Origin of the sequence: Ruminococcus sp. AM26-12LB, from assembly GCF_003480785.1 — a bacterium.
GTDB classification, from domain to species: domain Bacteria; phylum Bacillota; class Clostridia; order Lachnospirales; family Lachnospiraceae; genus Blautia_A; species Blautia_A fusiformis.
Genome location: NZ_QUJX01000004.1, coordinates 185,219 through 211,085, shown reverse-complemented (window position 1 = coordinate 211,085; position 25,867 = coordinate 185,219). Strand labels below are relative to the sequence as shown.

At 46.6% G+C, this 25,867-nt stretch carries 23 protein-coding genes; 15 read left to right on the top strand and 8 right to left on the bottom strand.

Annotated features, from left to right (window positions below; genetic code table 11):
• The first annotated feature begins 41 nt into the window (after nt 1-41).
• The 9 genes from DW694_RS04345 (at nt 42) to DW694_RS04310 (ending at nt 10,636) form a co-directional block, all read left to right on the top strand.
• Entirely contained in the window at nt 42-785 is a 744-nt protein-coding gene (locus DW694_RS04345) for a creatininase family protein (RefSeq protein WP_110103653.1), read from the top strand.
• Nucleotides 786-1,280: 495 nt separating this feature from the next.
• Nucleotides 1,281-3,935, top strand: coding sequence for a valine--tRNA ligase (locus DW694_RS04340; RefSeq protein ID WP_118752599.1), 2,655 nt, complete (start codon nt 1,281-1,283; stop codon nt 3,933-3,935).
• A 15-nt stretch (nt 3,936-3,950) separates the two neighbouring features.
• On the top strand, nt 3,951-6,062 hold the full coding sequence (locus tag DW694_RS04335; RefSeq protein WP_118752598.1) for an LTA synthase family protein: 2,112 nt from the start codon (nt 3,951-3,953) through the stop codon (nt 6,060-6,062).
• A gap of 171 nt (nt 6,063-6,233) precedes the next feature.
• Complete coding sequence (locus DW694_RS04330) at nt 6,234-7,532, top strand: folylpolyglutamate synthase/dihydrofolate synthase family protein (protein WP_114002463.1); 1,299 nt, start codon at nt 6,234-6,236, stop codon at nt 7,530-7,532.
• On the top strand, nt 7,529-7,681 hold the full coding sequence (locus tag DW694_RS16850) for a hypothetical protein (protein ID WP_015526890.1): 153 nt from the start codon (nt 7,529-7,531) through the stop codon (nt 7,679-7,681). The genes DW694_RS04330 and DW694_RS16850 overlap by 4 nt, the downstream gene beginning before the upstream one ends.
• Nucleotides 7,682-7,691: 10 nt before the next feature.
• The gene (locus tag DW694_RS04325) at nt 7,692-9,017 is read left to right on the top strand and encodes a hypothetical protein (RefSeq protein ID WP_118752597.1); all 1,326 of its coding nucleotides are present in this window, start codon (nt 7,692-7,694) and stop codon (nt 9,015-9,017) included.
• Between the two features lie 125 nt (nt 9,018-9,142).
• Nucleotides 9,143-9,502 (top strand): anti-sigma factor antagonist, encoded by a 360-nt coding sequence (locus DW694_RS04320; protein ID WP_044961012.1) that lies wholly within the window; start codon nt 9,143-9,145, stop codon nt 9,500-9,502.
• Nucleotides 9,486-9,911 carry an anti-sigma F factor gene (gene spoIIAB / locus DW694_RS04315; RefSeq protein ID WP_015526893.1) on the top strand — a complete coding sequence of 142 codons (426 nt, stop codon included), beginning with the start codon at nt 9,486-9,488 and terminating at the stop codon, nt 9,909-9,911. Before DW694_RS04320 ends, spoIIAB begins: the two co-directional genes overlap by 17 nt.
• A 2-nt stretch (nt 9,912-9,913) precedes the next feature.
• Nucleotides 9,914-10,636 carry a SigF/SigG family RNA polymerase sporulation sigma factor gene (locus tag DW694_RS04310; protein ID WP_021650746.1) on the top strand — a complete coding sequence of 241 codons (723 nt, stop codon included), beginning with the start codon at nt 9,914-9,916 and terminating at the stop codon, nt 10,634-10,636.
• A 62-nt stretch (nt 10,637-10,698) separates the two neighbouring features.
• On the opposite strand, the gene DW694_RS04305 is transcribed toward DW694_RS04310, so the two are convergent.
• Together DW694_RS04305 and DW694_RS04300 are read right to left on the bottom strand one after the other, a co-directional pair.
• Nucleotides 10,699-11,196, bottom strand: a complete 498-nt coding sequence (locus DW694_RS04305; RefSeq protein ID WP_015526895.1) for a QueT transporter family protein — start codon at nt 11,194-11,196, stop codon at nt 10,699-10,701.
• Nucleotides 11,197-11,365: 169 nt separating this feature from the next.
• A complete protein-coding gene (locus tag DW694_RS04300; RefSeq protein WP_118368438.1) occupies nt 11,366-13,897 on the bottom strand; it encodes a leucine-rich repeat domain-containing protein in 2,532 nt (843 codons plus the stop codon).
• A gap of 332 nt (nt 13,898-14,229) precedes the next feature.
• Here DW694_RS04300 and rfbD point away from each other — a divergent pair, with 332 nt between their 5' ends.
• Nucleotides 14,230-15,081: a dTDP-4-dehydrorhamnose reductase gene (rfbD, locus tag DW694_RS04295; RefSeq protein ID WP_015526899.1), complete on the top strand. Its 852-nt coding sequence runs from the start codon at nt 14,230-14,232 to the stop codon at nt 15,079-15,081.
• A gap of 1 nt (nt 15,082) precedes the next feature.
• Nucleotides 15,083-16,381, top strand: a complete 1,299-nt coding sequence (locus DW694_RS04290) for a dicarboxylate/amino acid:cation symporter (protein ID WP_015526900.1) — start codon at nt 15,083-15,085, stop codon at nt 16,379-16,381.
• Between the two features lie 119 nt (nt 16,382-16,500).
• On the opposite strand, the gene DW694_RS04285 is transcribed toward DW694_RS04290, so the two are convergent.
• A complete protein-coding gene (locus tag DW694_RS04285; RefSeq protein WP_118368439.1) occupies nt 16,501-17,418 on the bottom strand; it encodes a LysR family transcriptional regulator in 918 nt (305 codons plus the stop codon).
• A gap of 191 nt (nt 17,419-17,609) precedes the next feature.
• Here DW694_RS04285 and DW694_RS04280 point away from each other — a divergent pair, with 191 nt between their 5' ends.
• Both DW694_RS04280 and DW694_RS04275 read left to right on the top strand, forming a co-directional pair.
• A complete protein-coding gene (locus DW694_RS04280; RefSeq protein WP_021977051.1) occupies nt 17,610-18,533 on the top strand; it encodes a 4Fe-4S binding protein in 924 nt (307 codons plus the stop codon).
• A 195-nt stretch (nt 18,534-18,728) separates the two neighbouring features.
• On the top strand, nt 18,729-20,711 hold the full coding sequence (locus DW694_RS04275; RefSeq protein ID WP_044961021.1) for a sodium-translocating pyrophosphatase: 1,983 nt from the start codon (nt 18,729-18,731) through the stop codon (nt 20,709-20,711).
• Nucleotides 20,712-20,834: 123 nt separating this feature from the next.
• Here the strand turns inward: DW694_RS04275 and DW694_RS04270 are convergent, their stop codons facing one another.
• Genes DW694_RS04270 through DW694_RS04250 form a run of 5 tightly spaced genes read right to left on the bottom strand, consistent with a single transcriptional unit; the run spans nt 20,835 to nt 23,814 of the window.
• A complete protein-coding gene (locus DW694_RS04270) occupies nt 20,835-21,461 on the bottom strand; it encodes a stage V sporulation protein AA (protein ID WP_118512999.1) in 627 nt (208 codons plus the stop codon).
• Nucleotides 21,462-21,486: 25 nt separating this feature from the next.
• On the bottom strand, nt 21,487-21,843 hold the full coding sequence (locus DW694_RS04265; RefSeq protein WP_059085334.1) for a SpoVA/SpoVAEb family sporulation membrane protein: 357 nt from the start codon (nt 21,841-21,843) through the stop codon (nt 21,487-21,489).
• A 2-nt stretch (nt 21,844-21,845) separates the two neighbouring features.
• Nucleotides 21,846-22,901 carry a stage V sporulation protein AD gene (locus DW694_RS04260; RefSeq protein ID WP_118752596.1) on the bottom strand — a complete coding sequence of 352 codons (1,056 nt, stop codon included), beginning with the start codon at nt 22,899-22,901 and terminating at the stop codon, nt 21,846-21,848.
• Nucleotides 22,898-23,356, bottom strand: a complete 459-nt coding sequence (locus DW694_RS04255) for a SpoVA/SpoVAEb family sporulation membrane protein (RefSeq protein WP_092069540.1) — start codon at nt 23,354-23,356, stop codon at nt 22,898-22,900. The genes DW694_RS04260 and DW694_RS04255 overlap by 4 nt, the downstream gene beginning before the upstream one ends.
• 41 nt (nt 23,357-23,397) lie before the next feature.
• Entirely contained in the window at nt 23,398-23,814 is a 417-nt protein-coding gene (locus tag DW694_RS04250; RefSeq protein ID WP_015526908.1) for a stage V sporulation protein AB, read from the bottom strand.
• A 191-nt stretch (nt 23,815-24,005) separates the two neighbouring features.
• Here DW694_RS04250 and DW694_RS04245 point away from each other — a divergent pair, with 191 nt between their 5' ends.
• Complete coding sequence (locus DW694_RS04245) at nt 24,006-24,737, top strand: tRNA threonylcarbamoyladenosine dehydratase (protein ID WP_044961026.1); 732 nt, start codon at nt 24,006-24,008, stop codon at nt 24,735-24,737.
• A gap of 117 nt (nt 24,738-24,854) precedes the next feature.
• Complete coding sequence (gene murB / locus DW694_RS04240) at nt 24,855-25,772, top strand: UDP-N-acetylmuramate dehydrogenase (protein ID WP_021650759.1); 918 nt, start codon at nt 24,855-24,857, stop codon at nt 25,770-25,772.
• The last annotated feature ends 95 nt before the right edge of the window (nt 25,773-25,867 follow it).

Sequence of the window (25,867 nt, the reverse complement as noted above, 5' to 3'; positions counted from 1 at the left end):
TTTCAATAAAAAACACTTGATTATATGAGGAGGAGACGAGCATGAAAAAAGTATTATACGAGGAATTACTTCCGGAAGAATGTGTACAGAGGATAAAGGAGATGCCGGTTGCCTATCTGCCACTTGGCACACTGGAATGGCATGGTCCGCATATGCCTCTTGGAGCTGACGGGATCCAGTCAAAAGAACTGTTTGTCCGGGTGGCAGAAAAGGTCGGTGGTGTAGTGCTTCCGATGCTGTTCATGGGACCTGACCGTTTATTTGATGATCGGGGAACTGTATTTTATGGAATGGATATCAATACAGAGGGCGCACTGAATATCTATTGTGCCCAGCAGATGAAGGGCAGTGCTTACTGGATGGAAAAGGGACTGTTTCAGGATCTGCTGCGCAGTATTTTTGCACAGCTTTCCAGAGCAGGAGTCCGCATCGTTGTGGGACATGGACACGGTCCGTCAACAAATGCATTTCAGGAAATGAAGGAAGAGGCAGAAGAAAAATACGGACTGTGCATTATGACAGCATGGACCTATGCGGATGATGAGAGACTGAAATATCAGAATGATCATGCCGGAGCAAATGAGACCTCTATTGTAATGGCTGTTCGGCCGGAACTGGTTGACTTTGGACAGGTAAAAGAAGATGAGAGTAATCTGATCGGTATTGCAGGACGTCATCCGGTCCGAGAATCATCGGAAGCATTCGGAAATGAAATTCTGGAATATACAATGAAAACACTGATCGCAGGCATTGAGAAGGAGTACAAAACAATAAAAGAAAGATAGATAAAAAAATATCTCCATTGGAAAAAATAACCGGTGGAGATATTCTGTTTTATTTTGATTTTTACTTTTGAAATAAGGCCTCTGTCTTGACAAAAAAAGAAAATTTCATTATAGTAGGAACATGGCAAAGGCGTTGAATAAGAGGAGTATGCAGATCTACGCTGACAGAGAGAAATGCACAGACGCAAGAGAAGCGCAGGCTGAAAGGCATTTTCAGATGGAGGACTGCAGAAGGTAGCTTAGGAGCCGGGAAACTGAAAGCAGAAATGCAGAACAGATGCAGATGCTGCTGTGTAGGTTTTCACGTACCCCGCGTTAAGGGACAAGAGATAGACGGGAATAACAGATGTTTTTTCCGGATAATGAAGGTGGTACCGCGAGAATGATCGCCCTTCGCACATTAGTTATTGGCTTTTGTGTGGAGGGCGTGTTTTTTCTTGCAGAGAACAGGAGCATTTTAAGGTTCCTATAATCAGAAAGATTCAGGAGGAAAACATGAGTAAAGAACTTGCAAAGACTTATGATCCCAAGGGTATTGAGGATCGTCTGTACAAAAAATGGATGGATAACGGATACTTCCATGCAAAAGTTAATCCGGACAAAAAACCTTTTACAATTGTAATGCCGCCGCCCAATGTAACCGGACAGCTGCATATGGGACATGCACTGGATGAGACCATGCAGGATATCCTGATCCGTTTCAAAAGAATGCAGGGCTATGAGGCTCTCTGGCAGCCGGGAACTGACCATGCAGCCATCGCTACAGAGGTTAAGGTAACAGAGAAGCTTCGTAAGGAAGGGATTGACAAGAACGAGATCGGCCGTGACGAATTTATGAAACATGCCTGGGCATGGAAAGAGGAGTACGGCGGAAAGATCATCAATCAGCTGAAAAAGCTGGGAGCATCTGCAGACTGGGAGCGTGAGCGCTTTACCATGGATGAGGGCTGCTCCAAGGCTGTTCAGGAAGTATTTATCCGCCTTTATGAGAAAGGCTATATCTACAAAGGCTCCAGGATCATCAACTGGTGTCCGGTATGCCAGACCTCTATTTCTGATGCAGAGGTTGTACATGAGGACCAGGACGGATTTTTCTGGCACATCAATTATCCCATCGTAGGTGAGGAAGGACGTTTTGTTGAGATCGCGACCACTCGTCCGGAGACACTTCTCGGCGATACAGCAGTTGCTGTAAACCCGGAGGATGAAAGATATAAAGACCTTGTAGGAAAGATGCTGAAGCTTCCTCTTACAGACAGAGAGATCCCGGTTATTGCCGATGAGTATGTTGACAAGGAATTCGGAACAGGCTGCGTTAAGATCACACCGGCACACGACCCCAACGACTTTGAGGTTGGACGCCGTCATAACCTTGAGGAGATCAACATCTTAAATGATGATGCCACCATCAACAGTCTTGGCGGAAAATATGCAGGTATGGACCGTTACGAGGCACGTAAGGCCATGGTAGAGGACCTGAAGGAGCAGGGACTTCTTGTAAAGGTTGTTCCGCACAGCCACAGTGTTGGTACCCATGACCGCTGCGGTACAACGGTAGAGCCGATGATCAAACCACAGTGGTTTGTAAAAATGGACGAAATGGCAAAAGCTGCTATCAAAACTCTGGACGACGGAAACCTTCAGTTTGTTCCGGCACGTTTTGACAAGACTTACCTGCACTGGCTGGAGAATATCCGTGACTGGTGTATTTCCCGTCAGCTTTGGTGGGGACACAGGATTCCGGCTTATTACTGCGATGAGTGCGGTGAGATGGTGGTTGGAAGAGAGATGCCGGAGAAATGCCCGAAATGCGGATGCACACATATGCATCAGGATGAAGACACTCTGGATACCTGGTTCAGTTCCGCACTGTGGCCGTTCTCCACACTTGGATGGCCGGATAAGACACCGGAGCTTGAGTATTTCTATCCTACAGATGTTCTGGTAACCGGATATGATATCATCTTCTTCTGGGTTATCCGTATGGTATTCTCCGCACTGGAGCAGACCGGTGAGACACCGTTCCACCATGTACTGATCCACGGTCTGGTACGTGACTCACAGGGACGTAAGATGAGTAAGTCTCTTGGAAACGGTATCGATCCGCTGGAGGTTATCGACAAATACGGCGCAGATGCCCTTCGTCTGACACTGATGACAGGTAATGCACCTGGAAATGATATGCGTTTCTACTGGGAGCGTGTAGAATCCAGCCGTAACTTTGCAAATAAGATCTGGAATGCTTCCCGTTTCATTATGATGAACCTGGAGGGCAAGACAGTAACAGCGCCGGAAGACCTGAACGCACTGTGCAACGAGGATAAATGGATCCTTTCCAGACTGAACACAGTGATCCGTGATGTTACTGAGAATATGGATAAATATGAGCTTGGAATTGCCGTACAGAAGGTCTATGATTTCCTGTGGGATGAGCTCTGTGACTGGTATATCGAGATGGCAAAGGTAAGACTGTGGAAGGCAGAGGAAAACCCGGCAGCAGCAAACGATGCACTGTGGACACTCCGCACTGCGCTGACACAGGGACTGAAGCTTCTTCATCCGTTCATGCCGTTTATCACAGAAGAGATCTACTGCACACTGCTTCCGGAGGAAGAGTCCATCATGATCTCCGACTGGCCGGTATACAGAGACGAGATGGATTTTGCAGATGCTGAGAAAGCAGTTTCAAGCTTCCAGGAGGTTGTACGTGGAATCCGTAACACCAGAAACGAGATGAACGTACCGCAGAACAGAAAGACCAATATCTACATCGTAGGCAAGGATGCAGAGTGCTGTGCACGTTTTGAGTCCTGCAAGAAATCCTTTACAAACCTTGCGTTTGCAAAAGAGATCCACGTACAGCAGGATAAGAACGGAATCGGTGAGGATGCGGTATCCATCGTTGTGGCAGACGGTGTGGTTTATCTGCCGCTGGAGGATCTGATCGACCGTGAAAAAGAGATCGAACGTCTCACAAAAGAGCAGGAGCGTCTTACAAAAGAGATCGCACGCTGCGAGGGAATGCTGAACAATCCGAATTTTGTGAACAAGGCACCTGCAGCCAAGGTAGAGGCAGAGAAGGAGAAACTTGAGAAATACAAAGAGATGAAAGAGAAAGTGAACCTGCAGTTAACACAGATGGTGAAATAACGAAGGAGTGTTTTAATGAAGTGGTGTAACTTTTTCAATAAGATTTCGTTGATACTTCAGGCTCTGGGCTGTGCAGTCCTGTACTTTGTGATCGAGGCCATATGCAGGCACTCGTTCACAGAGGCGTGGACCTACATGACCACAAGGCCGCTTGTATTTGCTTATAATGCAGCGTTTATCTTTACGACGATGCTGATTGTTTATCTCTTCCGAAAGAGAATTTTCTGGCGTATCTTTGTGGGCAGCTTATGGCTGTTTCTGGGAATCGTAAACGGTGTGCTTCTTCTCAACCGTGTCACACCGTTTACAGGACCGGATGTGAAGAATCTGACAGATGGTCTCAGTATTGCAAAAAAATATCTGACCCATACCCAGATGACCATAGGTGCAGTTCTTCTGGGAATTGCGGTTCTGATCCTTCTGATCATCCTGATAAGGTCGCCGAAGTACAGAGGCAAGCTGAAATACAAGGTGAATATTCCGTTGGTCCTGGTCGGGGTCCTTGCCTTTGGAGGAATTACACAGCTTGCTCTGGAAAAAAGAGTTCTTTCCAATTATTTTGGAAACATTGCCATAGCTTATGAGGATTACGGATATCCTTACTGTCTGGCAACGACGATCTTTAATACCGGAATCAGTGCCCCGAGAGACTATTCCAAAAGCGAGATCAAAAGGATCGAGAAGTCGGAAGAAAATCTTCCGGAAACGAAAGAAGGCAGTCATCCGAATATTCTGTTTTTACAGCTGGAGTCCTTTTTTGATCCTACGCTGGTAAATTATCTGGAGCTGTCAGAAGATCCTATCCCGAATTTCAGAAAGCTGATGAAGGAGTATTCCTCCGGATATTATAAGGTACCTTCCGTAGGAGCCGGAACCGCAAATACTGAGTTTGAATCCATTACCGGAATGAGCCTTCATTATTTTGGACCGGGAGAGTATCCTTACAAGAGTATCCTTAAGGAAACTACCTGTGAGAGCGCACCGTATGTTCTGAAGAATCTGGGCTATACTGCTCATGCAGTACATAATAATGAGGCGAATTTCTACGGAAGAAGAAGTATTTTTCCGAATCTGGGATTTGATACCTTCACTTCGGCAGAGTATATGAAGGATGAAAATCAGAAGAACTCGTTGGGCTGGACCAAGGACAGTGTCCTCACCGATGAGATCGTCAAGTGTCTGGATTCCACAGAAGGGCCTGATTATGTATATACTATTTCCGTACAGGGACATGGAGATTATCCTTCAGAACCGGTACTGGAAAATCCGGAGATCACAGTTTCCGGGGCACCTACTGACGAGCTGAATAATAAGTGGGAGTATTATGTAAATCAGATCCATGAGATGGATAATTTTGTCAAAGAGCTGACTGACAGGCTGGCAGATTATCCGGAGGATGTGGTACTGGTCATGTATGGTGATCATCTGCCGACCATGGGACTGACCGTGGAGGATGTGGAGAATAAATATCTGTTCCAGACAGAGTATGTGATGTGGGATAATTTCGGACTTAAGAAAAAGAAAGAAAATCTTGCGGCATACCAGATGGCAGCAGAGGTTATGGACCGTGTAGGTATCCATGAGGGAAATGTTTTCAAGTATCATCAGGCAAGAAGAAACACCAAAAATTATCAGGTGGATCTGGAGACCCTGCAGTACGATCTTCTCTACGGAAAGCAGTATACATATGACGGAGCGAATCCTTTTGAGCGGACAAAGATGCGTATGGGAATCTATGATACCACGCTGGATTCCATTCAGGTTGTGTCTGAGACGGATCACACCTATTATATCCAGGGGACAAACTTTACGCCGTCCAGCCAGGTGAAGATCAACGGAGAATGGTACGATACGGTTTACGTGAATCCTACCAAGCTGATCATTACCGGAAAGGAACTGGATGATTTTGACCGGCTCTCGGTAGTGCAGCGAAGCAACAGTTCCACAAGAAAGGCCATGACAAAGAGCCATGACCGGGCGGTTTATGCGCTGCTCGCTGACAGCAAGTGGAAGCTTGACAGTGAAAAGAGCAGTTCTGATACAGGGTCAATGGAGGAAACGGATACAGCGTCAGAAACGGAATCCACAGAAGATTCCGGTGAAGAAAACAGTACAGACAACCAGTAAATGGCATAGAAAAGATACTCCGATACAAAAAATGTCGGATAAAATATTACGATTAGGACTGGACATCTTCCACCACTATTATATAATGGTATCGTAACGAACAGGAGGGGAGAAGCTTTTCTCCCCAAAAGTTCTTTACGAATACATTATAGATAAGTGATGGTTTTTTTTATGAATTACGAAGAAGCAGTTGCGTATATTGAAGATATACCGAGATTTACTACTAAGAACAGCCTGGACCATACCAGAGAATGCTTAAGAAGACTTGGAGATCCGCAGAGGAAATTCCGTGTGATCCATGTGGCAGGAACCAACGGAAAGGGAAGTACCTGTGCTTTTATCACATCGGTCCTTCGGGAAGCAGGATATTCCTGCGGACTTTTTACATCTCCTCATCTGGTGGAGATCAACGAGCGTTTTCAGATCAACGAGGAAGTGATCGATGACGATACTTTCCTTCGTGCTTTTGAAAAAGTTAAAAAGCTTTCCGATGAGCTGGTTGCAGAGGGAAGCTATCATCCCACCTATTTTGAGACACTCCTTCTGATGGGAATGGTGATCTTTGCAGAAGCCGGCGTGGATTATGTAACACTGGAGACCGGTCTTGGCGGACGTCTGGATGCAACCACTGCTGTGGAGAATCCGGCAGCCTGCGTGATCACATCCATCAGCCTCGATCATATGCAGTATCTTGGAAATACAGTTTCCGAGATCGCAGGAGAGAAGGCAGGGATCATGGTGCCGGGTGTTCCGGTGATCTACGATGGAAATGATCCGGATGCGGCCGGAGTGATGCGTGAGCATGCAGAGAAGCTGGGATGTCCATATTATGAGCTGAAACGGGAAGATACAGAGATCCATAAGATCACAAAGGACGGAATCCGATTTTCTCTTAAGGACGAGACATATGGCGATACCGTATTTGATATACCGTTTATCGCCCGTTATCAGGTTATGAATGCAGCTCTTGCGGTGAAAACCATTCAGGTACTGGAAGATCAGATTCCGGTATCTCTGGAGGCTCTGAAGGCTGGTATGGCAAAAACACGCTGGCAGGGAAGGATGGAAACGGTTCTTCCGGGGGTGATCGTGGATGGCGCACATAACGAAGACGGTGTTGAGAAGTTTGTAGAGACAGCAGAACATTTCCAGAAGGAATTTCCTCTGACTCTGCTGTTTTCCGCAGTGGATGACAAGGACTATACGGATATGATCCGCACGATCTGTAGCAGGATCCGTTTTCGACATGTGATCGTCACACAGGTAGGCGGATACCGTAAAGTTCCGGTAGAAGAGCTTGCGGAGATCTTCCGTGAAGACGGAGTACCGGAAGTGGAAGCAATAGAGGATGTTCCAGCAGCTTTTGAACGGGCAGTAAAGGAAAAAGGTGAGGATGGAATGCTATTCTGTGTAGGATCCCTTTATCTGGTCGGTGAGATCAAGGCTGTGATCAGGAGGAAAAAATTATGATCGATTACGAAGAGGAACTGAAGAAATTTGAACCATGTCTGGATGTGGCAGATGTAGAAGGTGTCATTTATGACCGGGAGATCACAGATATCATGGATGTACTCCAGGAGATGCTGCGTGAGGTCAAGAGCAACAGACGTGTAAGATAAGGAGAAGTGGATGAACTGCATAAACTGTGGAGCGTTCCTGACGGATACAGATCTGGATTATTGTCCGCACTGTGGAGCCAATGTACTGATCCAGAAGAAGGTGGATTATCTTTCCAAGCTTTATTATAATCAGGGGCTGGAAAAAGCCAGCATCCGGGATCTGTCCGGGGCGATCAGCTGTCTGAAGCAAAGTCTTGCTTATGACAAACGGAATATCCGTGCAAGAAATCTTCTTGGTCTTGTATATTTTGAGACCGGTGAGGTGGTTGCCGCACTGAGTGAGTGGGTCATCAGCAAGAATATCCAGAAGAACCGAAATCTGGCTTCAGAATATATTGCCAGGCTTCAGGCAAACCAGAACAAACTGGAAACAATCAACGAAAGCATCAAGAAATATAACAATGCCCTCGCCATGTGTAGGGAAGGCCATGAGGATATGGCGGCCATCCGCCTGAAAAAGATCCTGTCCCAGAATCCCAAGCTGATCAAGGGGTATCATCTTCTTGCTCTGATCCAGATGAAGAATCAGGAGTGGAATAAGGCGAGAAGAACCCTGAAAAAAGCAGCCAGGATCGACAAGACCAATACCACCACACTTCGTTTCCTGCGTGAAGTTGACGAGCAGACGGGTGTTACCACAAAGATGGAAAAACGGCGTAAGGGCTTGTTTGGAAATGAAAAAAATGAGAATGATAATATTTCAGGAGAAATCGTTGTAAGGCCGTCGTCTTATAAAGAAAGATCAAAGATATCACTTTTCTTTACCACGGTACTTGGATTTGCGGCAGGGGCGGCAGCATTCTGGCTCCTTGTACTGCCGGCTGTGAAACAGGATATTTACAGGCAGGCCAATCAGCAGATCATACAGTACAGTGATTCTCTTTCCAGCCAGAGCGTGGAGCTTACCAAAGCTCAGGGAGAAGCTGCCCAGTCCAGTGATACGGCAGATGCAGTTGCCAAGCAGGCAGAGGAAGAGCAGAAACGCAGTCAGAGCTATGAGGCTTTGTTTAATGCATATACTGCCATGCAGCAGGAGGATTTGGATACAGCGGCGCTGGAACTACAGAAGGTATATGTGGATACACTGTCAGATTCTGCAAAGGGGATTTACAGTACTATCAGCGGAAAGACCGGTGTAAGCGGGATCGAGAGCGGAGCTTCTGGCGGAACGTCCAGTGCTGACAGCAGCACAGATGGAACAGCTGAAGCTGGAGCGGATGCCGCAGCTTCGGCGGGAGAAGATGCACAGAGCCCTGACGGAGATTCCGGAGAAGACAGCAGCTACAGTGACGGAGGAGATGAGGATTCCTCTTACGATGGAGGTTATACAGAATAAAAAAGATCATAACTCATACAGAGGAGAAACCTCGGATAAGGGGAATGTGCGTTGGCGCATTCCTCTTTTTTTACCCTTTGGTCATGAGAAATGGAATAAAAAATCAAAAATGGGGGAATGATAGAATGACATCAGGTTTTGAAAAATCCGGAACCGTGCTGACTGTACATCTTCCGGCGGAACTGGATCATCCGGCTTCTGATGAGATTCGGAGAGATTCAGACCGAATTATTGGACATAACTATATAAAAAATATGATTTTTGATTTCTCAGAGACCGTTTTTATGGACAGTTCCGGGATCGGTCTGCTGATGGGTAGGTACCGGGCACTTGGCATGAGGGGGAAATGTGTGCAGGTTGTCAATGTGAACAGTCATATTGCAAAGCTTTTACGGCTATCCGGAGTGGGAAAATATATTGAAATCTGTGGAATTAAAAAATCGGCAGGTGAACAGGAGGGTGTTTATGATGGAAAACACAAATGAAATGACGATCATTTTTGACAGCAGACCGGTAAATGAAGCACTGGCAAGAGTTGCTGTGGCTTCATTCTGCACACAGCTGAATCCTACGCTGGAGGAAATTTCGGATCTGAAGACCGCAGTATCGGAGGCAGTGACCAACTGCATCATACACGGGTATGAAGGAGAGATACATAAGATCCGGGTAGAATGTCGTCTCCGGGGGCAGGAGCTTCAGGTAGATGTGACAGATCACGGAGCCGGGATCCCGGATATCAAAAAAGCCATGGAGCCTCTGTTTACCACAAAGGCTGATAAAGACCGCTCCGGTATGGGGTTTACATTCATGGAGGCGTTTATGGATGAGCTTCAGGTGGAATCGGAGGTTGGCCGTGGAACTACAGTGCACATGAAAAAGATCATCAGGAGGTAACTATGGATCGTACTCTTGTCCTCATCGGGCGTGCACACCAGGGGGATAAAGCGGCAAGAGATCTTTTGTTTGAGGAAAATACAGGACTGATATACAGTGTGGCAAAGCGTTTTCTGGGACGAGGGGTGGAGATGGAGGATCTGTTCCAGATCGGCAGCATCGGACTTCTGAAAGCTGTGGATAAGTTTGACATGTCCTATGATGTGAAATTTTCCACCTATGCCGTTCCCATGATCATCGGAGAGATCAAACGTTATCTCAGGGACGACGGGATACTGAAGGTAAGCCGTTCTCTGAAGGAAAACCACTACAGGATCTATCAGGTGAGAGAAGCACTGACACGCCGGCTGGAGCGGGAACCTACGACGGGAGAAATGGCAGAGGAAATGGGAATTTCCATAGAAGAACTGGTAATGACCATGGAATCCGGTGCAGAGGTGGAATCTCTTCACAAAACGATCTATCAGGGTGAGGGAACGGAGATTTCTCTGATGGACAAGCTTCCGGAAAAAGAAAATCGGCAGGAAAAAGTACTGGACAGGATTTTTCTGGAAGAGATACTGGGGACTCTGGAGGCAAAGGAGCGGAGGTTGATCTATATGCGGTATTTTCAGAACATGACCCAGATGGAGATCGCCCATGAGCTTGGCGTATCCCAGGTACAGGTATCCAGAATGGAAAAGAGGATCCTGCGCAGTCTGCAGGAATCCGCAGAGAAAAAATAAAAGAGAGCCATGAGAAATGCTGCTGTTTTCTCATGGCTCCTTTTTGTGGGCAGCAGATTTAGTCAGACTGCTGCTTTTTTATGAAAAAGTACATTTTTGTATTTGGAAAGTGCTCCAAGAAGGATCATACCGATCACACCGGCTGAGATAAATTCGCCGGCTCCTACTGTGAGCATCATAAACGGGATAGGAAGGTTAATGCCATATCCGTAACGAAGCACAAGAGGAACGATCACAATGTTGGAAACGATCGGCGGGATCGGGGCTGTCCATTTGCCTGTATTGCGAAGCTTGTAGGTAAAGAATGCACCGATAAGTGTGGCAATGCTTCCGAAAATGATGTCAACCGGAATCGCACCGCCAAGAAGATTGGCAATGATACATCCCACAAACAGTCCCGGGATGGCAGCCGGTGTGAAGAACGGAAGCACGGTCAGCGCCTCGGAAAACCGGATCTGAACTTCACCGAAGCTAAGTGGCGCGAATACCAGTGTCAGGACAACATATACAGCTGCAATGGCAGCTCCCTGTACCAGAAAATGAGTACCTTTGTTTTTCATGTTTTTTATTCTCCTTTAGTTTTGTTTTACGAGTGGAAGGTCACGAACACTCGGCACATTTATAGGCGGTGACCGCCTTGTAAGCCCTGTACGACCTTGGTTTTTGCGGGCTTTTGCAGCGAAACTGAGTATAGCATAAGGGACGTGGAAATGCAAGGTACGATTCTGACTATTTGATAACCCTGGCCTGTGTGGACAGACCCTGGCTCTGAAACAGCTTTTTGTAAGAGGAAAGTCTGCTTGCCGGAACCTTTACAGTCAGTTTTTTGTAATTATTCTGACCTGCTCTTGTGAAGATATATTTACCTGAGCTTTTGGAAGTAAGACGTCCTGTCTGTATGGTGACAGAGGTAAGGGCCTTACAGTCACAGAAAGCTTTTGTGCCGATCGCAGAAACTCGGGAACCGATTTTTACAGTACGAAGACTTGTGCATCCCTGGAAGGCTCCGGCACCTATGCTTGTGATATTTCCTGAAATCGTTACCTGTTTCAGGTTTTTACAGTTTTTGAAGGCATTGGCTGCAATGGCTGTGACTTTGTAGGTTTTTCCGTTAGCTTTGACAGTGGCCGGAATCTTTGCAGTGACAGTATTGCGTGAACGTGGTCCCTTTAGTGCTACGGAAGTCCCGGTGGTATTGACTGTGTAGACATTATAAGCATCCCGGAATGTTTTTGCAGTCTGTGGCTTTGGTGTGGCTGCAGGAGTGATCTGGAAATTTAAGGTGATGGTTCCGTAGAAATGGTTATCACCGATGATCTTCAGGGTAGCAGTTCCTGCTTTTTTATTGTTCTGGTATGTCACATGATAATCATTGATGCCAGAAAGCTTTGCTTTTCCAAGAGTTACGGTTGGAACGGGCTTTATGTCAGAGCCTGTATAGGTATATGTTTTTTTGATCCCTGTTACAGCTGCATCGGAAATATTGCATGCATAGCTGATATTGTTTTTCTTGGCATATGTAACTGCGTAAGATCCGTACGGAGCATGGATCTTGCAAAAATATGCATGAGAGCTGTCAGACCAGTAATAGCCGCACCACACAGCATCCGTTCCAATGCTTTTAACAGTATCAGGTATGTTGATCCTGGATAGCTTGTTACAGTAGGCGAAAGCTTCTTTTCCGATCTTTGTGACCCCTTTCTGGATGTCCACTTCTTTCAGCTCAGGAAGATAAACAAAGGCCCTTTCGGAAATACTTGTGATCCCGGGCTTTATTATTACCTTTCTGATCTGGTTTTTGATAGCTTTCCAGGAGGAATCGTTGGAGAAGATAAACCAGCCTTTTGTTGAAGAGACCGGGTATCGTTGGTTTTCCTCTGTGGAAATAGAAAGTGGTCCGTAGCCGGAGATCGTAAGGATACCGTTTTTGAAATTCCAGGTTGCGTTGTCACCTGCGATATGGTAAGTTTTTTTGTCAGCTTTTCCGTTGTCGGAATTAATGGAATAAAAGTTCAAGGTGTTGGAGTTTGAAGCATAATAAACGACCCTGGAATCCTTTACCACAGGCTGACAGTCAGAAATCGGAGCAGCTGTTGTAAACTCTTTGCTGAGACTCTTTCCCTTTCCGTCCACAAAAAGATAATGAAGGGTGCTGGAAGAGAGCGGATCGTTAGCGGAAGAGTTTTTCTTGTTATCGTCGGAGACGTATTCTTCCCAGGAAATCATAAAACGGTTGTCATTTATTTTGGTGATCTTTACGCCCGCAAAGCTTTTTCCTCCGCCTGTAAAGTTGGTAAGCTTCCTGGTAGTGGTTGCTTTTTCGGAAAAGTCAGACATTGGTGTGACGGACAGATAAAGGTTATGAGGCGTGTTTTCAGATACCTTATCATATTTGGACTGATCGATGGAAGTGCCAACGCATAATACACTGTCAGAGGAAACAGCCATGCCGTCAACGCTTGCGTAGCAGGCCAGTGCCCACACAGAAGTATGTGAGCCTCCGTATGGCAAAAGCTCTATGGTGGTGCAGGCAAGTGTAGTGCTGTCGTATCTGGAAAGCTTTGTACATCGTGAACCCTCACTCTGCTCCAGTACGTAGAGATAAGAACCTTGTGATTTGATATACTGTGCAAAGGAATGCCACAGATCGCAGGAAACGATCTTTCCTTTCATGGTTGCCTGGTCGATCTCGGCCATAAGGAAGCCCTGATGTCCCTGACCGACAGAGGGATCCACATATCCTTCGTGACCGGTAACAACATAGAGTTTGCCGTTGCTTTCTGTCATTTCCACACAGCCATAGTCAAAGGGCGTGCGGACCTCACCGCCAAAAAGCTCCGGGTTACTGGTAATTGCTGCTGCACCGTTCCGGTTCCAGTTTGTATCGTAGCGGATAACGCGGATGACCTCAGCGGAATCGTTTTCTTTGTTGTTTGTCTGGCCTTCTACCAGATAATATCCGTCAGATCCGGCATAAAAGCCACCCCACAGTGGAAGCTCCATGTTGATCTTGCGCTTGCTTCTGATCTTCAGATCATTATCGTAATATTCAACGCCGACAGAATTTTTCTGGTGGAAGATCCTCATGTATCCGCCAGAAACAGGAATAAGATCAGAGGTACGGCGTAACCTGACATTGAGATTGTCCTGTGCGGTTGGCGTAAGAGAGCCTGCCCGGGCTGTCTGTGGAAACAGGATCAGACAGAAGCAAAGACAGCAGAACAGAAATAGCAGAGATGTTAATTTTTTTAGCTTTTTCATAAGTTTCTCCTTTGTATGTGTTTTTAGATGATCTCCTGTTTAGATTATAATTCATGGGACAGAATTTACAATACAAAATCGGGAGTTATGGAACTCCCGATCCTCAGGATTTCTGTAAATTCTGTTCACAAAAACATCTTGAGGAAATACTGCTGGTGGGCAGTAACATCAGCAGCAGGAACCTTATGGAAACAGGGGCTTTTTTCTTGACAGTTTTTTGTGATATTGATAAAATATATTACAGTATATAGGTTAAAGGGGCATTGGTTTTGATCTAAATCAATGTCTCTTTATTTTATATATCACACATATTACACCAGGGAGGTAGAAAGATGTTAAAAGTATGGATCGCAGGTGCCAACGGACAGATCGGACGGGCACTGAATGATGTTCTGGATCCAATGCAGATCGAGACTCTGAACACAGATCTTGATGAGCTGGATATCACAGACACAGATGAAGTGATCAACTTCGGTTCCATTAACCGTCCGGATGTGATCATCAACTGCACCGGTATCACAGATACCGATGAGTGTGAGAAGAATCCGGAACATGCATACCGTGTCAACGCACTGGGAGCAAGAAACTTAAGCATCGTGGCAAGAAAATGCGGGGCAAAGATCGTCCAGCTTTCCACAGATGATGTTTTCGACGGAAAGAGCAAAAAACCGTATACAGAGTTTGACGATACCAATCCGCTGACTGTTTACGGCCGTTCCAAGAGAGCCGGAGAGAACTATGTAAAAGAGTTTACACACAAACATTTCATTATCCGAAGCAACTGGGTATACGGAAAAGGCGGAAACAATTTTGTAAACCGTGTGCTGGAGACAGCAGAAAAAGGCCAGGCGCTTTCCGTTGCTTCGGATCAGTTCGGATCACCGACCAGCGCCAAGGATCTGGCAAGAATGATCCTGTATCTTATCGATACCAACGAATATGGAACTTATCACGTAACCTGCAGCGGTGTATGCAACCGTTATGAGTTTGCAACCGAGATCCTTCGCCTTGCAGGAAAGGAGATCGAACTGAGATCCGTGCCGACAGAGCAGTCAGATCTTTCTTCTGTCAGACCGCCATATGCTGTCCTTGATAATTTTATCCTCCGTATTATTGAAGTGTATGACATGCCGGACTGGAAAGCATCGCTGAAAGAATATATGGATGAAAGAGCGGAGGACTAGAATGAAAGAGAAAAATATAAAAGAGAAAACACAGCAGAAAAAGAAAATGGGCCTTACCACGAAGATCTTTGTGGCGCTGATCGCAGGTGCGATACTGGGAATCATTCTCTGTTACCTGGTTCCTGACAGCAGCTTCAAGAAAGATGTGATCGTGGAGGGAATCCTTTATGTGATCGGACAGGGATTTATCCGTCTGATGAAAATGCTGGTTGTACCGTTGGTATTCTGTTCCCTTGTCTGCGGAAGTATGTCCATCGGTGATACCAAGAAGCTTGGAACCGTAGGTGTGAGAACACTGGTATTTTATCTGGCAACTACAGCTCTGGCTGTTTCGGTTGCTCTGACGGTAGGTAATCTGATCAATCCGGGTGTGGGACTCGATATGAGCTCTATTCAGTCCTCCGCTTCCTCTGTGGAGACTATGGAGGCGACCTCTCTTACGGATACCATCCTGAATATCATTCCGGACAATCCGATCAATTCCCTGGCAAGCGGAACCATGCTTCAGGTTATCGTATTTGCCCTGATCGTGGGTGTGATCCTTGCGAAAATGGGAGAGCGCGCAGAGACAGTAGCGAACTTTTTCAGCCAGTTCAATGACATCATGATGGAGATGACCATGATGATCATGGCACTTGCACCGATCGGTGTATTCTGCCTTATCAGCAGAACCTTTGCAAACATCGGTTTCAGCGCATTTATCCCACTGGCAAAATATATGATCGGTGTTCTCCTTGCACTGGCAATCCAGTGCTTCGGCGTATACCAGATCCTGCTGAAGATCTTCACAGGACTGAATCCGATAAAATTCATCAAGAAATTTTTCCCGGTTATGGCATTTGCATTCTCAACAGCTACATCCAATGCCACGATCCCGATGTCCATTGATACCCTGTCCAAAAAAGTGGGTGTTTCCAAGAAGATTTCTTCATTCACCATTCCTCTTGGAGCTACCATCAACATGGACGGTACCTCTATCATGCAGGGTGTTGCCGTAGTATTTGCGGCACAGGCTTTTGGTATCCACTTAAGTCCGATGGATTATGTGACAGTTATCGGAACTGCAACCCTTGCTTCCGTAGGAACTGCCGGTGTACCAAGTGTTGGTCTTGTTACTCTGACCATGGTATTTAACTCTGTAGGACTTCCGGTTGAGGCAATTGGTCTGATCATGGGTATTGACCGTATCCTGGATATGACCAGAACAGCGGTTAACATTACCGGTGATGCAGTCTGCACAACCATCGTTGCACACCAGAACGGTGCACTGGATAAAAACGTGTTCAACGAATCAAACTAAATATCCGGTTCAAAAAAAGATCCGACCCTGTCGGGTGAGAAAAAAACGAAAAACGGCTGTACATATCGTAAGAGCGATATGTGCGGCCGTTTTTTTACTGGATCAGGTAAGTCCCCTGCTTATTCCTGTTCCAGAACACCCATGACAGAGGGCAGTTCTAGCTGCTGATAGGTGTGAAGGATCTTTTCCAGCTCAAAGATAGCAGGGGTAAGAAATTTATTCTTGTGATAGACCAGCTTGAATTTCCGGTTCCATTCCCCTGCTTCGTTGCAGAAGACCCGGACTGAACGGTGACGGATCTCATGATGCATAAGACGTATGGACATAACAGAGAGCATTTGGTTATACAGCACTGCGTTCAGCAGTGCCTGCGGACTGTTGGCTTCCCAGGCAGTCCGGATTTTCAGATCATGGCGAAGGGTGTAATCCTCAAAAAGCTGTCTGGTACCGCTTCCATATTCCCGGACTGCAAATTTCTGGTTGTTCAGCTCCTGGACATGGATGCGTCCTCTGCGGTAAAACGGATGCTTTTTTCCGGTGGCAAGGACCAGACAGTCGTCGATGATGGGAAGAACGACAAGGTCCGGGGAATGGATCTCACCTTCTACCACAGCAGCGTCCAGCTCAGAACGCAGAAGCTTCTGTTCGATATTTTGCGTGTTGGTGACAAAGGAGTAAACGTCAAGGTCCGGGATTTTTTTCTGCAGATCCAGGATAATGGATGGGGTCAGGCAGGTTCCCACAGTGAGGGTGGAGCCAAGCTTCAGGGTGGAAGACTGTCCCTGGTTCTGCATCAGCTCTTCCAGCTGCTGAAACTGGCGGATCATTTCACGGGCATGGGGAAGAAGAAGCTTTCCCCGTTCTGTGAGATAAAGCTTTTTTCCAAGACGTTCAAAGAGAAGGCCGTTATAATGAGCTTCCAGCTCACGGATGGCCTGACTGACTGTTGGCTGGGAAAGATAAAGATGTTTGGCAGCAGCACTCATGGAGCCCTGTTCCGCAACGGCCGCAAAAACAGTGAGATGGCGGATGGTCATATGGAATCTCCTTTTATTGTAAATTGGTATATAGGTAAAACCTATCATTTTTATAAAATAATATCATTTCTCAAATACATCTTCAAGTGGTATAGTAGGAAGTACGTGAAAACGATTTCAACATTGCAAAATACAGGGCAACGATACCGTGGGAAAGTATCGGAATGCCGGTGAGACCAGGAGGAGGAAATATGTCAGCATTAACTGTAAGCAAAGAGGAAGAGAAAAGACTGAAGGGGCAGGGTTTTTTAAATAACCGGGGAACCGATGAATTTTCTGCACGGGTGATCACTGTAAACGGAAAGGTGACAGCGGCACAGCACAGATGTATGGCGGAAGCAGCAGAGAAATTCGGCAACGGAAATCTTACCTACACGACCAGGCTTTCCGTGGAGATCCAGGGAATCCCCTACGAAAAGATCGAAGAGTTTCAGGAATTTATTGCGAAGGAAGGTCTGGAGACAGGAGGAACAGGAGCAAAGGTCCGACCGGTAGTATCCTGCAAGGGAACCACCTGTCAGTATGGACTTCTGGATTCCTATGCAATTTCAGAAGAGATTTTCCGGAGATTCTATAAAGGCTACCGTCAGGTTGCACTGCCGCATAAATTTAAGATCGCAGTAGGCGGATGCCCGAATAACTGTGTGAAACCAAATCTGAATGATGTGGGGATCATCGGACAGAGGATCCCGCACTTTGACAGCGAGGCATGCAAGGGCTGCAAAAAATGTGCCATTGAAGCTGCATGTCCAAACAAAGTGGCGAAAGTCGTTGACGGGAAACTGCACATTGATGAGGAGCTTTGCAGACACTGCGGAAGGTGTGTGGGAAAATGTCCATTCCATTCCATCCCGGACGGTACCTACGGATTCAAGATCTATATCGGTGGACGCTGGGGAAAGAAAATTTCTCATGGAAAGGCCCTGAACCGGATCTTTACGTCAGAGGAAGAGGCACTGGATGTTATTGAGAAGGCAATCCTGCTTTTTAAGGACCAGGGATTAAAGGGAGAACGTTTTGCCGAGACTATAGAACGAATTGGATTCGAAAATGCAGAAAAACAATTATTGGAAAAAAATCTTCTGGAAAGAAAAATGGAAATTTTGTCCAAATAGAGATATAAAAAACTTCCTATTATATAAGCTGTCTGAAACTGAAAAAATGCGAGCAATAATATAAAAAATTTTTATCCCATTTATATAAATTTTTATTATATCACAATATTAATAAAAAACTAAGTGAAAATTCTATTTGAAATATGCAAAATAATGTGATAAAGTATTAACAATACATGAACGGAGGTAAAAAGAGTGGAAAACTACATGTATTTGGTGCCGGTGGCAGCAGTACTGGCACTTCTGTTCGCAGCATACCTTGCAGCGAAGGTCAGCAAGCAGGATGCAGGAACAGACAGAATGAAGGAGATCGCAGGTGCGATCGCAGAAGGTGCCCGCGCCTTCTTAACAGCAGAGTACAAGATCCTGGTTATTTTTGTAGCCGTACTTTTTGTACTGATCGGAATCGGAGTTGGAAGCTGGGTAACAGCAATCTGCTTCGTAGTAGGTGCTCTGTTTTCAACAATCGCAGGATACTGCGGTATGACCGTTGCAACAAAGGCTAATGTAAGAACAGCAAATGCAGCAAAAGAGGGAGGAATGAACAAGGCTCTTTCCATTGCATTCTCCGGCGGTGCTGTTATGGGTATGTGTGTTGCAGGTCTTGGTGCACTGGGTGTCAGCGTTGTGTATATCATCACAAAGAACGTTGACGTACTTTCTGGATTCAGCCTTGGTGCTTCTTCCATCGCACTGTTTGCACGTGTTGGTGGTGGAATCTATACAAAGGCAGCTGACGTAGGAGCTGACCTTGTAGGTAAGGTTGAGGCAGGAATCCCGGAGGATGACCCTCGTAATCCGGCTGTTATCGCGGATAACGTAGGTGATAACGTAGGTGATGTTGCCGGTATGGGTGCAGACCTTTTTGAGTCCTATGTAGGATCTCTGGTATCTGCCCTTACACTTGGTGCGGTAGCCGGAGCAGTTTCCGGTGTTCTCTATCCGCTGGCTATTGCAGGCTGTGGACTGATCGCATCCATCATTGCAACATTCTTTGTAAAAGGTGATGATAATTCCAATCCGCAGAAAGCCCTCACAAGAGGAAGCTATGTATCTGCAGCACTTGTTATCATCGTGTCCCTGATCCTCAGCAAGACTCTCTTCGGAGACATGAAGGCAGCCATTGCTGTGATCGCAGGTCTTGTTGTCGGTGTCATCATCGGAAACATTACAGAGTATTACACATCTGCAGATTACAAACCGGTTCAGGGAATCGGCGAGCAGTCTGAGACAGGTGCAGCTACAACTATCATCAGTGGTATCGCAGTAGGTATGAAATCTACAGCATTCCCGATCCTGCTGATCTGTGTTGGTATTTTTGTAGCATACGGTGTGGATGGATTATACGGAATCGCTCTTGCAGCAGTTGGTATGCTTTCCACAACAGGAATCACAGTTGCCGTTGACGCGTATGGACCCATCGCTGACAATGCCGGTGGTATTGCAGAGATGTCAGGTCTGGATGAGTCAGTTCGTGAGATCACAGATAAGCTTGATTCTGTAGGTAACACAACAGCAGCTATGGGTAAAGGCTTCGCGATCGGTTCCGCAGCTCTTACAGCGCTTGCTCTGTTTGTATCTTATGCGAATGCAGTAAATCTGGATGCGATCAATATCCTTGCTCCTCGTGTTACGATCGGTATCTTTATCGGTGGTATGCTTACATTCCTCTTCTCGGCCTTCACAATGGAATCCGTTTCCAAGGCTGCTTACAAGATGATCGAGGAAGTAAGACGCCAGTTCCGTGAGAAACCGGGTATCATGAAGGGTACCGAGAAACCGGATTACAAATCATGCGTTGCGATCTCCACAACAGCAGCTCTTCACGAAATGATGCTTCCTGGAATCATGGCGGTCGTTGTTCCGGTTATCGTAGGTGTTGTTCTTGGCGTTGAGGCTCTTGGAGGACTTCTTTCCGGTGCGCTTGTAACAGGTGTACTGATGGCAATCTTCATGTCCAACGCAGGTGGTGCATGGGATAATGCAAAAAAATACATCGAGACAGGTCATCATGGCGGAAAAGGCAGCGAGGCGCACAAAGCAGCCGTTGTCGGCGATACAGTCGGCGATCCGTTCAAAGATACATCAGGGCCTTCCATTAACATCCTGATCAAGCTTATGACTATTGTATCACTGGTATTTGCTCCTCTGTTCTTATCCATCGGAGGACTTCTGTAAATATCATTTCAGAAAAAAAGTAAACCCATATTATATAAAAAAAGCTCTTTGCAGAGAAATCTGCAGGGAGCTTTTTTTGTGCGACAGGCGGCGGAATTGTACGGATATGAGAGTGTGCTCTGGTTATGATTCAGTTTCTGGATTTTCTGTTCGTGCAGCCTGTTCGATCAGTGTCCGGTTTACATCATCCTCATAGGTCCGCATCTGCACCTGCATAGGTGTGGGATCATCGCTTAGCTTCAGATGCCCGAAATGATTAAAGAAGATCAGTACGCCGAGGCCGATCCCGATGGAGTAGGAAATCTCCAGGATGGTAAAGCCGGAGGAACTTTTTCCCGTAACAAGAGTGTAAAACTGGCTAAAAAGGCTACCCATATCTACGTCATTATTAAAGGTCATAATGGAAAAAGCGGCGCCGAAAAAGGAAACCAGGCATACAAAAAGGATTTTTACATACCGGAAAATTTTCCCTGTGGCAGAGCTGATGCGGTAGGTGATGATAAAATCCGTTTCCCCGATGGGAGAAATATCAATGGAGGGTTCCAGCTTCTGGATCTTTTTCAGAAGATCCGAGACAGACATCACATAGCGTCCGGGCTTTTTCGCATCCAGAACGATCACAGGCATGACCCGCAGACGATTGAGGATTTTGGGGTCACTCATGGAAAGTGCAGCAATATCTTGAAGATATACATGTGGGTTGGTGACTTCAATGTTCTGATCCAGCTGCAGATAAAGAGTATCACTCATGAGAAAAAACTCCTTTCCCGGAATATTATTTTTTCATTTTTGGACGGAAGAAGAGACTGGCTAGATAAGAGAAGATCAGGGCGGAGGAAACTCCGGCAGCACAGGCAGTGAAGCCTCCTGTAAAAAGCCCAAGGATGCCGTCTTCTTCAATGGCTTTTTTCATACCCTCCCATAATACATGTCCGAAACCGATCAGCGGGACGGAGGCCCCGGCACCTGCAAAATCCACCAGCGGCCGGTAGACGCCAACGGCACTTAACAGGGCGCCGCTGCATACCAGAAGTACCATCACACGGCCAGGCATCAGCTTTGTCTTGTCTAGAAGGATCTGGATCAGGGCACAGACAAGGCCGCCGAACCAGAATGCGTTAAAGTAATCCATGCTCATACCTCCATATGCTCGATGACAACTCCGTGGGCAATACCCGGAATACTGTCACCTTCATTAAAGCTTACTTTGGAAAGAAGCGCTCCTGTTGGTACAAAAAGGATCCGCTTCCATTCTCCGGATACAATCTTCGGAAGGATATAGGAGGCAAGGACTACAGCAGAACAGCCGCAGCCGCTTCCTCCTGAGTGGGTGTCCTGAGAAGGATTGTCATAGATCAGGATACCGCAGTCTTTATGAATGGGAGAAAGCCGGATATTTTGTTCCTCCAGAAGATCCAGGAGAATTTTCTGCCCGATGATCCCCAGATCCCCGGTAAAGACGGCATCATAATCCGAAGGCGTCCGCCCGAAATCCGAAAAGCTTCGTGCAATGGTATCGCAGGCTGCAGGAGCCATACAGCCTCCCATGTTCATGGAATCCCTGAGACCGTAATCCATCACACGGCCGGCAGTAAGGCCGGTGATAGCAGCACAGCTTTTGCCGGAGCGCAGAGGAGCTTTTTCTCCGGGAGGAGATGTACTTAGGATACAGGCACCGCTTCCGGTTACTGTCCAGGTGGCAGAAAACGGCCGCTGGTTTCCGTATCCCAGGGGAAAACGAAATTCTTTTTCCGCACTTGCGAAATGGCTGGAGGTGGCACATAAGACCCGTGTGCCGAATCCGGCGGTCAGAGCAAGGGAACCGAGAGAAAGTGCTTCCCCTATGGTGGAGCAGGCGCCGTAAAGACCGTAAAAGGGAATTCCAAGTCCAGCGGAGCCGAAACAGGTGGCTGATGTCTGAGCGAGAAGATCTCCGGCGAACATCAGATGGATATCTTCGGAGCTCAGTCCGGCTTTGCTTATGGCCTGAGTGGCAGTTTCTTTCTGCAGTGTGCTTTCCGCAGATTCCCAGGTGTCACAGCCAAACATGGGATCTTCACAGACCAGGTCAAAAAGATCTCCAAGAGGACCGTCCGCCTCTTTCTGACTGACGATGGATGCGGCGCTTTCGATATACAAAGGCTGTGAAAATGCAATGCTGGCTGCGCCAAGTCTGAGATTTTTGCTCATGATATCACCTCCAGGATCTTCAGGATATAATAGATCACACCCAGTCCCCAGGCGCTTAAGATGCCGTAGAGGATCACAGGACCTGCAATAGTAAAGATCTTGCACCCTATGCCGAAAACCTGTCCTTCTGCCCGGAACTCAATGGCGGATGCAGCCACTGAGTTGGCGAATCCGGTAATGGGAACAAGACTTCCTGCACCGCCGAATTTGCCGATTTTGGGATAAATACCAAAGCCTGTGAGAAGGACGCTTAAGAGAATGAGAATGACAGAACACCAGGTTCTGGAATCGGAAGCATCTGCACCGAGAGCCTGTGCTGTGTTTAAGATAACCTGTCCAAGAAGACAGATCAGTCCGCCTGTGAGAAAAGCTTTTGCCATATTCAGCGGCAGACTGTGGGTGGGAGTAAGCTGCTTGACATATTGTTCATATTTTTTTTTGTTGATATTTTGCATATGGAAAATCCTTTCGTGAGATGGTAGAGTGACAGTAAGAATTACATCCAGCTCATGGCATAATAAAACAGGGAGCCCAGGGCTTTTCCGGCAGCAATGGAAATTATTACCGGAGAAAGCCCCTGAGAGAGCTTCAGCCGTCTGGCAAAGACGGGAAAGACTTTTGCGATTTCTGCCAGTGCAAGGATCCAGCCGCCCAGGAAAATTCCGAAAAATACTCCGCAGACAGCCAGGAAAAAAGGTCCCAGCGGAATTCTGATCGGAAACAGGGTGACCACGGTTCCGGCAACTGTTCCCAGAAGTGTCAGATCTTCATAAAGAAAAATCTGGTCAGCTGTATGCGTGATACCTGCATAGCGGGGAACAATGGAAAGGCCGATCAGCAGTCCGGAGACACCTCCTGCAACGATGATCCCGGCACAGAAACCGATAAAGCACAGAATCAGCTGTTGAAGCATGGACAGAACCTCCTTGTGGGATTGTATGGGAATAGTATGAGAAAATATAAATTTTTTATGCGAAAATCTTAAAAAACAAGAATATCTGTACATTTACGGACAGAGATAGTATAATAAAAAAGAATATAGACAGCGGCGGACAGGCGCTGTCTTTCTCAATCAAAAGAAAAAACAGTGTCAGGAGGACGGATATGCAGGATGCTTTTTCACGTATGGAATTGCTCGTTGGAAATACAGGTGTAAAAAAACTCAGCAGGGCGAAAATTGCAGTATTCGGTCTTGGCGGAGCCGGATCACAGGTGGCAGAGTCACTTGCGCGCTGCGGTGTGGGGAGTCTGACACTGATCGATCATGAAAAGATCACATTGACGAATATCGGAAGCCAGGTGCTGGCACTTCATTCTACTCTGGGAATGAGCAAGGTAGAGGCGGCCAAGAAGAGAATCCGGGATATTGATGAGAATATTTTGGTGCATACCTACGAAACCTTTTATAATGAGGAGACTGCGGGAATGTTTGAATTGCGTTCCTTTGATTATATTGTGGATACAATGGGAACACTGTCGTCAAAACTGCTTCTGATCAGCAGAGCAAGGGAGGGACGTGTGCCTGTGATCTCCTGCCTGGACATTGGGGACAAGATAGACCCGTCTAGACTTGAGGTTGCGGATATCAGTAGGACCACAGTATGCCCGGCGGCCAGGATCATAAAAAAAGAACTGCGTAAACAGGGAATACGTAAACTCAAAGTACTGTATTCCAGAGAACAACCGGCAAAAGAAAAGCTTTTCAGACGGAGAAGAACTATGGTGAAGAAGCCTGCCGAAGGAAATATTTCCTTTGTGACAGGGACTGCGGGATATCTGCTGGCGGGAGAAGTTGTGCGGGATATACTGTCAGCCGGAAACGTTTCACACAGCTGACAGCAAATGAGAAATTGAGCGCAGATCACGGACAGATCCAGTTCATGAGCATGAGTCAAGGCGGAACAGTAATGTCTGCTTTACAGAAATAAAACAGAAAGACTGAGGAAATAAAAAGTGAATTCAGAAATCATAAAAAAGTTCTGCGATCTTCTTGGAGAAGAACGTGTTTTTACAGGCGAAGCAATGAGCCGTCATACAACTTTTAAGATCGGAGGTCCGGCGGATTATTTTCTGATGCCGGATAAAGACACAGATGTGGGGCGTATCGTAAAAATCTGTAAAGAAAGTGCAATCCCTTATTTTATCCTTGGAAACGGAAGTAATCTTCTGGTAGGAGACGGCGGTTACCGTGGCGCGGTTATCCAGATCTACAAAAATATGTCTGCCGTTACCGTAGAAGGAACAGAGATCACCGTACAGGCAGGTGCGCTGCTTTCATCGGTGGCAGCAGCAGCAAAAAATGCAGCGCTTACAGGCTTTGAGTTTGCAGGCGGGATCCCGGGAACTATGGGCGGTGCGGTTGTGATGAATGCAGGTGCCTATGGCGGCGAGATGAAGGATGTTCTCACAGAGGTAACTGTGATGGATGAAGAGGGAGAGATCGTTACCCTTCCGGCAGATAAACTGGAACTGGGATATCGTACCAGCATCATCAAAACCGCAGGTTATATCGTGCTGGAAGCAAAGCTGCAGCTGAAGGAGGGAAATCCGGAAGTGATCCGTGAGACCATGAAAGATCTGACGATCCGTCGTACCACCAAACAGCCGTTGGAGTATCCCAGTGCTGGAAGTACCTTTAAGAGACCGGAGGGATATTTTGCAGGTAAGCTGATCATGGACAGCGGTCTTGCTGGATATCAGGTAGGTGGTGCACAGGTTTCTGAGAAACACTGTGGCTTTGTGATCAATGCAGGCGGTGCAACTGCCAGGGATGTCCGCACGCTGATGGATAATGTCAGGGATATCGTTTATAAGAAATATGGAGTTACGCTGGAACCGGAGGTGAAGTTCCTGGGTGATTTTGAAGCCTGATGACCATTTCTGGTACATCGTTTCAAAATAATTATACCACTTACTTGTCTGTGGATCCGATTGCACAGACCTAAAAGGCTCAGCGTAGTCCGGCT